The sequence below is a fragment of the Stutzerimonas stutzeri genome (genome assembly GCF_024448985.1).
Taxonomy (GTDB): domain Bacteria; phylum Pseudomonadota; class Gammaproteobacteria; order Pseudomonadales; family Pseudomonadaceae; genus Stutzerimonas; species Stutzerimonas stutzeri_AP.
In genome coordinates, this window is record NZ_JAMOII010000002.1 from 46,227 (window position 1) to 59,787 (window position 13,561).

At 57.9% G+C, this 13,561-nt stretch carries 15 protein-coding genes; all 15 read left to right on the top strand.

Translation table 11 applies throughout. From position 1 onward, the window contains the following. Nucleotides 1-454 precede the first annotated feature (454 nt). The 15 genes from rpmH to atpA all read left to right on the top strand — a co-directional run bounded on the left by rpmH (nt 455) and on the right by atpA (nt 13,541). On the top strand, nt 455-589 hold the full coding sequence (rpmH, locus tag NA647_RS03010; protein ID WP_019340723.1) for a 50S ribosomal protein L34: 135 nt from the start codon (nt 455-457) through the stop codon (nt 587-589). A 17-nt stretch (nt 590-606) separates the two neighbouring features. Beyond that, nucleotides 607-1,002 carry a ribonuclease P protein component gene (rnpA, locus tag NA647_RS03015; protein WP_256056358.1) on the top strand — a complete coding sequence of 132 codons (396 nt, stop codon included), beginning with the start codon at nt 607-609 and terminating at the stop codon, nt 1,000-1,002. Then, the gene (gene yidD / locus NA647_RS03020) at nt 995-1,240 is read left to right on the top strand and encodes a membrane protein insertion efficiency factor YidD (protein ID WP_131649147.1); all 246 of its coding nucleotides are present in this window, start codon (nt 995-997) and stop codon (nt 1,238-1,240) included. Before rnpA ends, yidD begins: the two co-directional genes overlap by 8 nt. Before the next feature lie 2 nt (nt 1,241-1,242). Continuing rightward, on the top strand, nt 1,243-2,913 hold the full coding sequence (yidC, locus tag NA647_RS03025; protein WP_256056359.1) for a membrane protein insertase YidC: 1,671 nt from the start codon (nt 1,243-1,245) through the stop codon (nt 2,911-2,913). 64 nt (nt 2,914-2,977) lie between these two features. Next, entirely contained in the window at nt 2,978-4,345 is a 1,368-nt protein-coding gene (mnmE, locus tag NA647_RS03030) for a tRNA uridine-5-carboxymethylaminomethyl(34) synthesis GTPase MnmE (protein ID WP_256056360.1), read from the top strand. 577 nt (nt 4,346-4,922) lie between these two features. Beyond that, entirely contained in the window at nt 4,923-6,815 is a 1,893-nt protein-coding gene (gene mnmG / locus NA647_RS03035) for a tRNA uridine-5-carboxymethylaminomethyl(34) synthesis enzyme MnmG (RefSeq protein WP_256056361.1), read from the top strand. After that, nucleotides 6,815-7,462: a 16S rRNA (guanine(527)-N(7))-methyltransferase RsmG gene (gene rsmG, locus NA647_RS03040; protein ID WP_256056766.1), complete on the top strand. Its 648-nt coding sequence runs from the start codon at nt 6,815-6,817 to the stop codon at nt 7,460-7,462. Before mnmG ends, rsmG begins: the two co-directional genes overlap by 1 nt. Nucleotides 7,463-7,481: 19 nt before the next feature. Further along, the gene (locus NA647_RS03045) at nt 7,482-8,270 is read left to right on the top strand and encodes a ParA family protein (RefSeq protein ID WP_256056362.1); all 789 of its coding nucleotides are present in this window, start codon (nt 7,482-7,484) and stop codon (nt 8,268-8,270) included. 9 nt (nt 8,271-8,279) lie between these two features. After that, nucleotides 8,280-9,152 (top strand): ParB/RepB/Spo0J family partition protein, encoded by an 873-nt coding sequence (locus NA647_RS03050; protein WP_256056363.1) that lies wholly within the window; start codon nt 8,280-8,282, stop codon nt 9,150-9,152. Between the two features lie 133 nt (nt 9,153-9,285). Continuing rightward, nucleotides 9,286-9,684 (top strand): F0F1 ATP synthase subunit I, encoded by a 399-nt coding sequence (locus NA647_RS03055; RefSeq protein ID WP_231752265.1) that lies wholly within the window; start codon nt 9,286-9,288, stop codon nt 9,682-9,684. Between the two features lie 14 nt (nt 9,685-9,698). After that, complete coding sequence (gene atpB, locus NA647_RS03060) at nt 9,699-10,571, top strand: F0F1 ATP synthase subunit A (protein ID WP_256048992.1); 873 nt, start codon at nt 9,699-9,701, stop codon at nt 10,569-10,571. A gap of 70 nt (nt 10,572-10,641) precedes the next feature. Beyond that, nucleotides 10,642-10,869, top strand: a complete 228-nt coding sequence (gene atpE / locus NA647_RS03065) for a F0F1 ATP synthase subunit C (RefSeq protein ID WP_003290909.1) — start codon at nt 10,642-10,644, stop codon at nt 10,867-10,869. 92 nt (nt 10,870-10,961) lie between these two features. Further along, nucleotides 10,962-11,432, top strand: a complete 471-nt coding sequence (locus NA647_RS03070) for a F0F1 ATP synthase subunit B (protein ID WP_256056364.1) — start codon at nt 10,962-10,964, stop codon at nt 11,430-11,432. Between the two features lie 12 nt (nt 11,433-11,444). Then, on the top strand, nt 11,445-11,981 hold the full coding sequence (locus NA647_RS03075) for a F0F1 ATP synthase subunit delta (RefSeq protein WP_256056365.1): 537 nt from the start codon (nt 11,445-11,447) through the stop codon (nt 11,979-11,981). 15 nt (nt 11,982-11,996) lie between these two features. Further along, nucleotides 11,997-13,541, top strand: a complete 1,545-nt coding sequence (gene atpA / locus NA647_RS03080; protein WP_256056366.1) for a F0F1 ATP synthase subunit alpha — start codon at nt 11,997-11,999, stop codon at nt 13,539-13,541. Nucleotides 13,542-13,561: the final 20 nt, after the last annotated feature.

Consider the following 13,561-nt stretch of genomic DNA (forward strand, 5'->3'; position numbering starts at 1 on the left):
CCGGTTATCCACAGTCGGCATCCTTATAGGGGCGAACTCAGGCAAAAATATAGCTAGTAACAATCTCGGCACAGGGCCTGAGCGCTGTTGATAACCCCCCGTCAGGGTTCCGGATAAGCCTGTGCAAAGGTCAGTGCGGAACCTGCCTGTTGATAACCTGCAAAAGTGTTCACAGGAAATCAAATGCGTTCCCACCGTAAACGCACCGTTTACGAAGAGAGTTTAGTAACGCCTAAGATGGCGTGTGTCCTGGGCTATAGGAGGTTATCCACAGAACAGGTACACACCATTAATAAGCTCTGTTTTAAGAAAGCTTTAAAACTCTTTCTATCTTTTTTATTTGTCTTTCGTGCCGCTGGTTGGAAATTGACCTCGCAGCGCAGCTTCTCTACAATCGCCGGTCTCTTAAAAGGGGGCCATTCCGGCCCGCAACGGATCACCAGGTAAACGCATCATGAAACGCACTTTCCAACCCAGCACCCTCAAGCGCGCTCGCACTCACGGTTTCCGTGCTCGTATGGCCACCAAGAACGGCCGTGCCGTCCTGTCGCGCCGTCGCGCCAAAGGTCGTAAGCGCCTGGCAGTCTGAACACGTCGGAACAGGTAGTGAGTCGAGACTTCGCTCGGGAAAAGCGATTGCTGACCCCGCGTCAGTTCAAAGCAGTCTTCGACTCCCCTTCCGGCAAGTTACCGGGCAGGAACGTCCTGCTCCTGGTGCGCGAAAACGAACTGCCGCACCCCCGAATCGGGCTGGTGATCGGCAAGAAGAGCGTCAAGCTCGCGGTTGAACGCAATCGCATCAAGCGGCAACTGCGTGAGACCTTTCGTCTCCACCAGATGGAACTGACGGGGTGGGACATCGTGGTTATCGCTCGCAAGGGATTGGCTGATCTGGATAATCCCGAACTGGCACGGCAATTCGCCAAACTCTGGAGGCGGTTGTCCCGTACACCCTCCCAGACCGCCGGCAGTCCGGAACAGAGCAAGTCCGCCCATGCGTAAACTGGCCTTGATTCCGATTCGGATCTACCGGTACGCCATCAGCCCCATGATGGCGAGCCATTGTCGTTTCTACCCAAGTTGCTCCTGCTACGCACAAGAGGCCATTGAGAATCATGGCCTGCTGCGCGGTGGCTGGCTGAGCCTCTGCAGGCTTGGCCGTTGCCATCCATGGAATCCGGGCGGCTATGATCCCGTGCCTTCCAACAACACCTCCAATTCATCTTCGATGACCGAGTAACCATGGATATCAAACGCTCGATCCTGCTTGTCGCATTGGCAGTCGTTGCCTACCTGATGGTTCTTCAGTGGAATCAGGACTATGGTCAGGCTGCTCTGCCTGCCGAGACAAATCAGGAACAATCTTCGGCCACTCAGCTACCCGAGACGCCAACCACTGTTACTGCTGAAGGTTCGCAGGGTGACATTCCTGCTGTCGCTGGCGAGCAGTCGGTCAGCGCGCTTCCTGAAACTCAGGTCAGCTCTCAGCTCATCCGTGTGCGTACCGATGTCCTCGACGTGGCGATCGATCCACGTGGCGGTGATATCGTCGACCTGCGCTTGCCGGAGTTTCCGCGCCGCCAGGATCGGCCGGATGTTCCTTTCCAGCTTTTCGAGCGTAGCGCCGAGCGAACGTACGAAGCTCAGAGCGGGCTGATTGGCGATGGTCCAGACAAAGCCAGCGGCCGCCCACTGTACAGCAGCGAGCAACAGCACTATCAGCTCGCCGAAGGGCAGGATCAGCTCGTCGTCGACCTGAAGTACAGCGAAGATGGCGTCAATTACACCAAGCGTTTCACCTTCGATCGTGGCGATTACGATCTGGGTGTACGTTACCTGATCGACAACCAGAGCCAGAAGGCCTGGACTGGTTACATGTTTGGTCAGCTCAAGCGCGACGACAGTGGGGATCCCTCTTCGAGCACGGCAACCGGCACGGCAACCTATCTAGGTGCGGCACTGTGGACCAAGGACGAGCCCTATACCAAGGTGTCCATGGGCGACATGGACGACCAGAACCTGAAGAGAACCGTCGACGGCGGCTGGATCGCCTGGTTGCAGCACTACTTCGTGACCGCCTGGATTCCTGCGCCCGATCAGACCAACCAGGTACAAACGCGCAAGGATAGCCAAGGTAACTACATTATCGGTTTCACCGGTCCTGCCATTGCAGTCGCGCCCGGTAGCCAGGGTGAAACAGCCGCGACCCTCTATGCGGGTCCCAAGAGGCAGGACAAGCTCGAGGAACTTTCCCCCGGTCTGCGTCTGACCGTCGACTACGGCATTCTCTGGTTCATCGCCCAACCGATCTTCTGGCTGCTGGAAAACATTCACGCACTACTGGGTAACTGGGGCTGGTCGATCATCGTACTGACCATCATCATTAAGCTCGCGTTTTTCCCGCTGTCTGCCGCCAGCTATAGGTCGATGGCGCGCATGCGTGCGGTATCGCCGAAGATGCAGGCACTCAAGGAACAGTTCGGCGATGACCGCCAGAAGATGTCCCAGGCGATGATGGAGCTGTACAAAAAAGAGAAGATCAATCCGCTTGGCGGCTGTCTGCCGATCCTGGTGCAGATGCCTGTTTTCCTTGCGCTCTATTGGGTTCTGCTGGAAAGCGTCGAGATGCGCCAGGCGCCCTGGATGTTCTGGATCACCGACCTGTCGATCAAGGATCCGTTCTTCATCCTGCCGATCATCATGGGCGTGACCATGTTCATCCAGCAGCAGCTGAACCCCACTCCACCGGATCCGATGCAAGCCAAGGTGATGAAGCTGTTGCCAGTCATCTTTACCTTCTTCTTCCTGTGGTTCCCGGCAGGTCTGGTGCTGTACTGGGTCGTCAACAACGTCTTGTCGATCGCTCAGCAGTGGTACATTACCCGCAAGATCGAGAGACAGGCCGCAGCCTGATCTGCTGAACGAACAGAACGCCCCTTGATTGGGGCGTTTTGCTTTGGATCCTCTGGAGAGACGCATGAGTCACGATCGTGAAACCATTGCCGCAGTCGCCACCGCACCCGGGAGAGGGGGAATAGGGGTCGTGCGTGTTTCCGGCCCGCGGGCGAAAGCGGTGGCCATCACTCTCAGTGGCCGGGAGCCGACAGCCCGCCATGCACATTACGGCCCGTTCCATGCCGACGATGGAGAGGTCATCGATGAAGGGCTGATGCTGTTCTTCCCAGGTCCTAATTCCTTTACCGGCGAAGATGTACTGGAACTGCAGGGCCATGGTGGCCCGGTGGTGATGGACATGCTATTGCGCCGCTGCGTGGAGTTGGGCGCGCGCCTGGCTCGCCCCGGCGAATTCAGCGAGCGGGCTTTCCTCAACGACAAGCTGGACCTGGCGCAAGCCGAGGCGATCGCCGATCTGATCGAAGCAAGCTCCGCCCAGGCCGCCCGCAACGCCGTGCGCTCGTTGCAGGGCGAGTTTTCCCGGCGGGTGCATCAACTGACAGAAAAACTCATCCAGCTGCGGATCTACGTGGAGGCAGCGATCGATTTCCCGGAAGAGGAAATCGATTTCCTGGCCGATGGTCGAGTGCTTGCATTGTTGCAGGGTGTCAGACAGGAACTGGGCGAGGTCATCCGTGAAGCCGGTCAGGGTGCACTGCTGCGAGAGGGCATGAATGTCGTGATCGCCGGTCGCCCCAATGCTGGAAAGTCCAGCCTGCTCAACGCACTGGCCGGTCGGGAAGCGGCGATCGTCACCGATATCGCAGGCACCACGCGCGACGTGCTTCGCGAGCACATTCATATCGACGGTATGCCGTTGCACATCATCGATACCGCCGGCTTGCGAGATACCGATGATCAAGTGGAGCGCATCGGAGTGGAGCGCGCCATCAAGGCCATCGAGGATGCCGACCGGATACTCCTGGTGATGGACGCCAGCGCAGCATCCGGCGACGCTGGCGAGCCAGGTTGGCCCGAGTTTCTCACCATCTGGCCGGACCGCACCAAAACCACCCTCATCCGCAACAAGGCCGACCTGACCGGCGAAGCCGCCAGGCTTGCTATCAATCCTGACGGCTATACCACCCTGAGCCTCTCGGCGAAATCAGGTGACGGCCTCGAAATGCTGCGTGAGCATCTAAAGGACTGCATGGGCTATGACCAGACCGCCGAGAGTGGTTTCAGCGCCCGTGGTAGACACCTGGATGCGCTGCGACAGGCTGCGGAGCATCTGGAACATGGTCATGCCCAGCTCACGCTCGCTGGAGCGGGGGAGCTGCTGGCCGAGGACCTCCGCCAAGCTCAGCAAGCGCTTGGCGAAATCACTGGAGCCTTCAGTTCAGATGATCTGCTGGGCCGCATATTCTCCAGCTTCTGTATTGGTAAGTAGCTCGAAGCCTCGTTCGACGGCTCCTTAGGCTTCGCTAATTCCCGCGCGCTTGAACGCCACCGTGCTTCGTTCTGCGGCTGCCTGCGGGAAACCTCGTCATTAACATCGCCAATGCCCTTCAACCCTACCCAACGTCTCCACTGGCTTGCCGCAAGCTATGGCAGAGCTTACCAATCCCTACCGCTAAGCTCTGTGGAAAAGTACGCCTAAGATCGGTCTATAACCAGTTGAACAACAGGCATGCAGATTGCCCTGTGCATAACTTGCCCTTTCATACACAGCCTATGAACCGGCAGCGCACGGGTAGAGCGCAGCATTAACACAACCTTTTAAATCGCTGTAAGCCTTTAAATACGGGGCTTCTGGTGATCTATCCACAGAAATTTTGGTCCTATTTATAAACATAAACATAAGCTTTAAATACTTTCTCTATTCTTTCTAATGATGCGTCTGTTTTACCTAGTCATGCCTGAAGCGGCAGCTGGTCAATTTTTGTTCAAAGGACTTCTTTCGAAATCTTCTAACCCCTATACTTGCGCGTTTCCCAGAACTCATCTGAACAGGCACGAGGTGCGTGGTGGATTTCCCTTCCCGTTTTGACGTCATCGTTATCGGCGGTGGCCATGCCGGTACCGAAGCTGCTTTGGCAGCCGCTCGAATCGGCGTGAAGACATTGCTGCTCACTCATAACGTCGAGACGCTAGGGCAGATGAGCTGCAATCCGGCCATTGGTGGCATCGGCAAAAGTCATCTGGTCAAGGAAATCGACGCGTTGGGCGGCGCCATGGCGACTGCCACCGACAAGAGTGGAATACAGTTCCGCGTGCTCAACAGCCGCAAGGGTCCGGCGGTCCGGGCTACGCGTGCGCAGGCCGACCGTGTGCTCTACAAGGCTGCGGTGCGCGAATCGCTGGAGAATCAGCCGAACCTGTGGATATTTCAGCAGGCTGCTGACGATCTGATCGTAGAGGCGGATCAGGTCAAAGGTGTCATCACACAGATGGGCCTGCGTTTCTTCGCCGAGTCGGTTGTTCTGACGACCGGGACCTTCCTTGGTGGACTTATCCACATTGGTTTGCAGAATTACTCAGGTGGACGCGCTGGCGATCCGCCGTCCATTGCTTTGGCCGCACGTCTGCGCGAATTACCGCTTCGTGTCGGTCGTCTGAAAACCGGGACGCCGCCTCGTATCGACGGCCGCAGCGTCGATTTCTCGGTGATGACCGAACAGCCGGGCGACACGCCCATTCCGCCGATGTCATTCCTCGGTCATGCGGCGCAGCATCCAGAGCAGGTCAGTTGCTGGATTACTCACACCAACGCCAAAACCCATGAAATCATCGCGGCCAATCTCGACCGCTCGCCGATGTATTCCGGTGTCATCGAGGGGGTCGGGCCACGCTACTGTCCATCGATCGAGGACAAGATCCATCGTTTCGCCGACAAGGACAGCCACCAGGTTTTCATCGAGCCCGAAGGCCTGACTACCCATGAGCTTTACCCCAATGGCATTTCCACCTCGCTGCCGTTCGATGTTCAGTTGCAGATCGTGCAGAGCATTCGTGGGATGGAGCAGGCCCACATCGTCCGACCTGGCTATGCCATCGAATACGATTATTTCGATCCGCGCGATCTGAAATACAGCCTGGAAACCAAGGTTATCGGCGGGCTCTTTTTCGCTGGCCAAATCAATGGCACCACGGGTTACGAAGAAGCCGGCGCGCAGGGCTTGCTGGCCGGTACCAATGCGGCCCTGCGCGCGCTAGGAAAGGACAGCTGGTGTCCACGTCGCGACGAAGCCTACCTGGGCGTGCTGGTCGACGATCTGATCACCCTGGGAACCCAAGAGCCGTATCGCATGTTCACTTCTCGCGCCGAGTATCGGTTGATACTGCGCGAGGACAACGCCGACCTTCGGTTGACCGAAAAAGGCCGGGAGTTAGGACTGGTGGATGATGTTCGCTGGGCGGCGTTCGAGCGCAAGCGCGAAAGTATCGTTCAGGAAGAACAGCGTCTGAAAAGCACCTGGGTGCGTCCTGCCACCCAGCAGGGCGATGCCATCGCCGAGCGTTTCGGCACACCGCTGACCCACGAGTACAACCTGCTCAATCTGCTTGCGCGTCCGGAAATTGACTACCAAAGCCTGATTCAGCTCACTGGCGCTGGGGTCGAAGATCCCCAGGTCGCCGAGCAGGTCGAGATCAAGACCAAGTACGCCGGATACATTGATCGCCAGCAGGAGGAGATAGTCCGCCTGCGTGCCAGCGAAAGCGTGGTGCTACCGGCGGACCTGGTTTACGCGACCATCAGCGGCTTGTCGAAGGAGATCCAGCACAAGCTTTCCCAGGCGCGCCCCGAGACGCTAGGCCAGGCTTCGCGGATACCCGGCGTGACACCGGCAGCCGTATCGCTCCTGATGATCCATTTGAAAAAACGCAGCGCCGGTCAGAAGCTGGAGCAACGCGCTTGATGGACGCCGAATACTCCCGCTATGCCGAAGAACTCAAGCAGGGTGCGGCCTTGCTGGGCGTCGATCTGAACGAAACCCAGCAAGAGCTACTGCTCGGCTATTTGCGGCTGCTGAACAAGTGGAACAAAGCCTACAACCTGACCGCCGTGCGCGATCCGGCGGAAATGGTTTCGCGGCATCTGCTCGATAGCCTCAGCGTCGCGCCGCAAATAGAGCAGGGCGGCTCGCGCTGGCTCGATGTAGGGAGCGGTGGTGGTATGCCTGGCATACCGTTGGCAATTCTGTTTCCCGAGTGCAGCTTTACACTGCTCGACTCGAACGGCAAAAAGACCCGCTTTCTGACGCAGGTCAAGCTCGAACTGAAACTCGCAAATCTGGAAGTTGTCCACAGCCGCGTCGAAGAGTTCAGACCGGAGCAGCCCTTTGCCGGTATCACCTCCCGGGCTTTCAGCTCTCTGCGTGACTTTGCCGACTGGACGCGCCATCTAGGCGATCGCGATACGCACTGGCTTGCCATGAAAGGTATCCAGCCGGACGATGAGCTACAGGCGCTGCCGGAGGATTTCCAACTGGAGCGCTGTCTGGTTCTCAAGGTTCCCGGTTGCCAAGGGCAACGCCATCTGTTGATACTGCGCCGCACTTCATGACTCCGGACAGACACTGACCATGGCTAAAGTATTTGCCATCGCCAACCAGAAGGGCGGTGTCGCCAAGACCACCACCTGCATCAACCTCGCCGCTTCGCTGGTTGCGACACGCCGTCGCGTCTTGCTTATCGATCTTGATCCACAGGGCAACGCCACCACCGGAAGCGGTGTGGATAAGTTGAGTCTCGACTACTCGATCTATGACGTTCTCATCGGCGAATGCAGCTTGATCGATGCGATGCAGTTTTCCGAGCACGGTGGTTATCAGTTACTGCCGGCCAACCGTGACCTGACGGCCGCAGAAGTCGCCCTGCTCAATTTGCCGGCCAAGGAAAACCGCCTGCGCGAGGCGCTTGCGCCAGTACGCGAGAATTACGATTACATCCTCATTGATTGTCCGCCTTCTTTATCGATGCTGACCATCAACGCCCTGACAGCGGCGGACGGCGTGATCATTCCGATGCAGTGCGAATATTACGCCCTCGAAGGTCTGACTGACCTGGTCAATTCCATTCAGCGCATCGGTCAGGCGTTGAATCCAACGCTGAAAATCGAGGGCCTATTGCGCACCATGTACGATCCGCGCAGCAGCCTGACCAACGATGTCACCGAACAGCTCAAGGCGCATTTCGGAGAGAAGCTCTACGACACCGTCATCCCGCGCAATGTGCGACTGGCCGAAGCGCCCAGTCATGGCATGCCGGCGTTGGTCTACGACAAGCAATCCAAGGGCGCCTTGGCCTATCTGGCACTGGCGGGCGAACTGTCGCGTCGTCAGCGTCGAGCCGCCCGCAGCGTAACCGCATAAGGAACTTTCATGGCGACCAAAAAACGAGGCCTAGGACGCGGACTGGATGCCCTGCTCGGCGGCGCCAATGTAACAGCGGCGCAGGAACAGACCGTTCAGGTCGACGAGCGCGAGCTGCAACAGCTGCCCCTCGACGTCATCCAGCGGGGCAAGTATCAGCCGCGTCGCGATATCGACCCGGTGACCCTCGATGAATTGGCGAATTCGATTCGTAGCCAAGGCTTGATGCAGCCGATCGTTGTTCGCTCTATCGGCTCGGGCCGCTACGAGATCATTGCAGGTGAGCGGCGCTGGCGTGCCAGCCAACAGGCGGGGCTCGAGAAAATTCCGGCATTGGTACGCGAAGTCTCGGACGAAGCGGCCATCGCCATGGCGCTGATCGAAAACATCCAACGCGAAGATCTCAATCCGATCGAAGAAGCTGTGGCTCTGCAACGACTTCAGCAGGAATTCCAGCTGACCCAGCAGCAGGTCGCTGACGCGGTGGGCAAGTCACGGGTGACCATCAGCAACCTGTTGCGTCTGATTTCCTTGCCTGAAGAGATCAAGACGCTTCTGTCCCATGGCGATCTTGAAATGGGACATGCGCGGGCGTTGCTGGGGTTGCCCGTTGAACAGCAGGTCGAAGGCGCGCGTCATGTTGTCGCACGAGGATTGACGGTGCGCCAGACCGAGGCGCTGGTTCGGCAGTGGCTCAATGGCAGCAAGGACACCAAAGCCGAGCCGAAGAGCGATCCGGACATTGTTCGCCTGGAACAACGGCTAGCCGAGCGCCTGGGTTCTCCAGTGCAAATCAAGCATGGCGAAAAGGGCAAGGGTCAGCTGGTGATCCGCTACAATTCGCTGGATGAGTTGCAAGGCGTACTGGCGCACATTCGTTGATACAAAATTTATGTAGTGCCGATCGGAAATAACTACCGGAAGGTTGAACGCCGCTGGGGCTGCTCCTATACTCGCGGCGCTTTTTTGACTGCCGTCATTTTCAGATGGCATGGGTATTTGGCGGTGGTTGTAGGTGAATATACGTAACAGAACACCTCTCCATCGGATGCCTGTAGTACGTGTGCTGGTGGTACAGGCGCTCGTTGCGTCGGTCACCGGCATTTTTTGTGGTGTTTTTTTTGGTATGGTTGCGGGCTATTCCGGCCTGCTGGGCGGTTTGATAGCTCTATTGGGCAATACATATTTTGCATTCAAGGCGTTTCGTTATTTCGGCGCGCGTTCGGCAAAGGCCATCGTTCAGTCATTGTGGGCTGGCGAGATGGGGAAGCAGATTCTGGCAGCAGCGCTATTCGCGCTGGTGTTTGTGGGAGTGAAACCTCTGGAACCGGTAGCGTTGTTTGCCGGCTATCTGATGGTTCTTGGCGCCGGAGCGAGCGCCCTCCTGCTGATGAAAAATAATCCGAAGCATTGAACACTGAGGCGTTTATGGCGAGTACCCCGGCGGAATACATCCAGCATCACCTACAGAATCTGACTTACGGAAAATTGCCGGAAGGTTACGTTCGCGCAGACGGCTCGGTGGTCGACCAGGCCACCTGGACCATCGCCCAGACGGGCACTGAAGCCCGCGACATGGGCTTCATGGCCGTCCATCTCGATACACTCGGATGGTCGTTGTTCATGGGCCTGATCTTCGTCCTGGTTTTCCGCATGGCCGCCAAGGGCGCAACCGCTGGCATTCCGGGGCGCCTGCAGAACTTCGTGGAGATGTGCGTCGAGTTCGTCGAAGGCGTGGTGAAAGATACTTTTCACGGCCGCAACGCGCTTATCGCGCCACTCGCTTTGACCATTTTCGTCTGGGTGTTCCTGATGAACAGCCTGAAGTGGATTCCTGTGGATTACATCCCGGGCCTGGCTACGCTGCTTGGGCTGCCCTACTTCAAGATCGTCCCGACTGCCGACCCGAACGGCACCTTCGGCCTGTCGTTGGGTGTATTCATCCTGATCCTGTTCTACAGCTTCAAAGTCAAGGGCGTCGGTGGTTTCACCAAAGAGCTGGCCTTCACCCCGTTCAACCACTGGTCTCTGGTTCCGTTCAACCTGTTTCTCGAAATCCTCGGTCTGCTGACCAAGCCGCTGAGCCTGGCTCTGCGTCTGTTCGGCAACATGTATGCCGGTGAGGTGGTATTCATCCTCATTGCGCTGCTGCCGTTCTACGTGCAGTGGACCCTGAATGTACCCTGGGCGATTTTCCACATCCTGGTAATCCCGCTTCAGGCGTTCATCTTCATGGTTCTGACCGTGGTGTACCTGAGCTCTGCACATGAAGATCATGGGCACGCCGAGCTCACGCCATAACAGCTGAATCGTTCGAAACGTTTTTGCTTTACCCGAAAAACCTTAACCCCCTTAGCTTCAGGAGCTTTACATGGAACTCGTCTACATCGCCGCCTCCATCATGATCGGTCTGGGTGCCCTGGGCACTGGCATCGGCTTCGCCCTGCTGGGCGGCAAGCTGCTGGAATCCACCGCTCGTCAACCCGAGCTGGCTCCTCAGCTGCAAACCAAGACCTTCCTGATGGCCGGTCTGCTCGACGCCGTACCGATGATCGGTGTTGGTATCGCGATGTACCTCATCTTCGTTGTCGCTGGCTAATACATTCCGGTTCCTGATGGGGTTCGCTCGCCGAGCCCCGTTGCCGTGGAATTGACAACCGCGTCGAACGAGATAGCACGAGGTATATCGCTGTGAACATTAACTTGACGCTGTTCGGTCAAACGTTCGCTTTCGCTATTTTCGTCTGGTTCTGCATGAAGTTCGTATGGCCGCCTATCACCAAGGCCATGCAGGAACGCCAGAAGAAAATTGCCGAAGGACTGGACGCCGCAGGCCGTGCGCAGCAAGACCTAAAATTGGCTCAGGAAAAGGTGTCCAACACCCTCCGCGAGACCAAAGGGCAAGCTGCCCAGATTCTTGAGCAGGCCAACAAGCAGGCCAACGCCATTGTTGAGGAAGCCAAGCAGCAGGCGCGCGCCGAAGGTGAGCGACTGGTAGCCGGCGCCCGCGCCGAAATCGAGCAGGAAGTGAATCGTGCCAAGGAGCAACTGCGCAATCAGGTAGCGGTATTGGCCGTGATGGGTGCGGAGAAGATCCTGGAGTCCCAGGTGGACGCCAAGGCGCACAACGATCTGGTCGAAAAACTGGCCTCCCAACTCTAAGCGAGGCAAGCGATGATCAATACCCAGACGCTTGCCCGGCCTTACGCGAAGGCAGCTTTCGAGTTTGCCAGCGCAGCTGGTCGGATCGATGCCTGGTCAGGCATGTTGAGCCTGGCTGCGGTCGCCGTTGACGTTCCCCAAGTTGCCGAACTGCTGAAGAACCCCCGTCTGACTAGCGAAAGCAAGGTACAGACGCTGGTACAGCTGTTTGGTAGCGACATCGATGAAGCCTTCCGTAACTTCGTCTCCACCCTAGGCGATAACGATCGTCTGGACGTGTTGCCGATGATCGGAGAGCTGTTCGAGGAGCTCAAGGCTGAAGCTGAAAAGACACTCGACGTAGAAGTGCAGACAGCTTTCGAGCTGTCACCTGCACAACTCCAAACTTTGGCTGCCGCCTTGTCGAAGCGGCTAGATCGTACCGTCAACCCCCAGCAGGTCGTGAACCCTGCGCTGATCGGCGGCGTTGTCATTCGCGCCGGCGATGTGGTTGTCGATGGTTCGGTCCGCGGCAAACTGAGCCAGTTGGCCGAATCGTTGAAATCCTGATTTGAGGGTCGTGGCATGCAGCAACTGAATCCTTCCGAGATTAGTGAAATCATAAAGCAGCGCATCGGTAGTTCCGATGTGTCTGCCCAAGCGCGCAACGAAGGTACCGTCGTCAGCGTTTCTGACGGCATCGTTCGCATTTACGGCCTTGCCGACGTGATGTACGGGGAGATGATCGAGTTCCCTGGTGGCGTCTTCGGCATGGCTCTGAACCTGGAGCAGGACTCCGTAGGTGCCGTGGTACTGGGTGCCTACCAGAGCCTGACCGAAGGCATGAGCGCCAAGTGCACCGGTCGCGTACTGGAAGTTCCGGTAGGTCCGGAGCTGCTGGGTCGTGTCGTCGATGCACTGGGCAACCCGGTTGACGGCAAGGGCCCGGTCAACGCGCAGGCAACTGACGCGGTTGAAAAGGTCGCCCCTGGCGTGATCTGGCGTAAGTCGGTCGACCAGCCGGTACAGACCGGTTACAAGTCGGTGGATGCGATGATCCCGGTTGGTCGAGGTCAGCGCGAGCTGATCATTGGTGACCGTCAGATCGGCAAAACCGCTCTGGCCATCGATGCGATCATCAACCAGCGCGACAGCGGCATCAAATGCGTTTACGTCGCGATCGGCCAGAAGCAATCGACCATCGCCAACGTGGTGCGCAAGCTCGAGCAGCACGGTGCACTGGCCAACACCATCATCGTCGCCGCTTCGGCTTCCGAATCCGCTGCGCTGCAGTTCCTGGCTCCGTACGCTGGCTGCACCATGGGCGAGTACTTCCGTGACCGCGGTGAAGACGCGCTGATCGTTTATGACGATCTGTCCAAGCAGGCCGTGGCCTATCGCCAGATCTCTCTGCTGCTGCGTCGTCCGCCGGGACGTGAAGCCTACCCGGGCGATGTGTTCTATCTCCACAGCCGTCTGCTGGAGCGTGCATCGCGCGTTTCCGAGGAGTACGTCGAGAAGTTCACCAACGGTGCCGTGACTGGCAAGACCGGTTCCCTGACCGCTCTGCCGATCATCGAAACCCAGGCCGGTGACGTATCCGCGTTCGTTCCGACCAACGTGATTTCGATCACCGACGGTCAGATTTTCCTCGAGTCGTCGATGTTCAACGCGGGTATCCGTCCGGCCGTCAACGCCGGTATCTCGGTATCCCGTGTAGGTGGTGCCGCTCAGACCAAGATCATCAAGAAGCTGTCTGGCGGCATCCGTACCGCGCTGGCTCAGTATCGTGAACTGGCGGCATTCGCCCAGTTCGCGTCCGACCTGGACGAAGCGACCCGCAAGCAGCTCGAGCATGGTCAGCGTGTCACTGAGCTGATGAAGCAGAAGCAGTACGCGCCGATGTCTATCGCCGACATGGCGGTGTCTCTGTATGCGGCCGAGCGTGGCTATCTGCAGGATATCGAAGTCGCCAAGGTTGGTGCCTTCGAGCAGGCGTTGATCGCCTATTTCCGTCATGAGCACGCTGCTCTGCTGGACAAGATCAACGTGAAGGGCGACTTCAACGACGAAATCGACGCAGGCATCAAGGCCGGCATCGAGTCGTTCAAGGCCACCCAATCCTGGTAAGCCGCAGCGGGAGCCGCAAG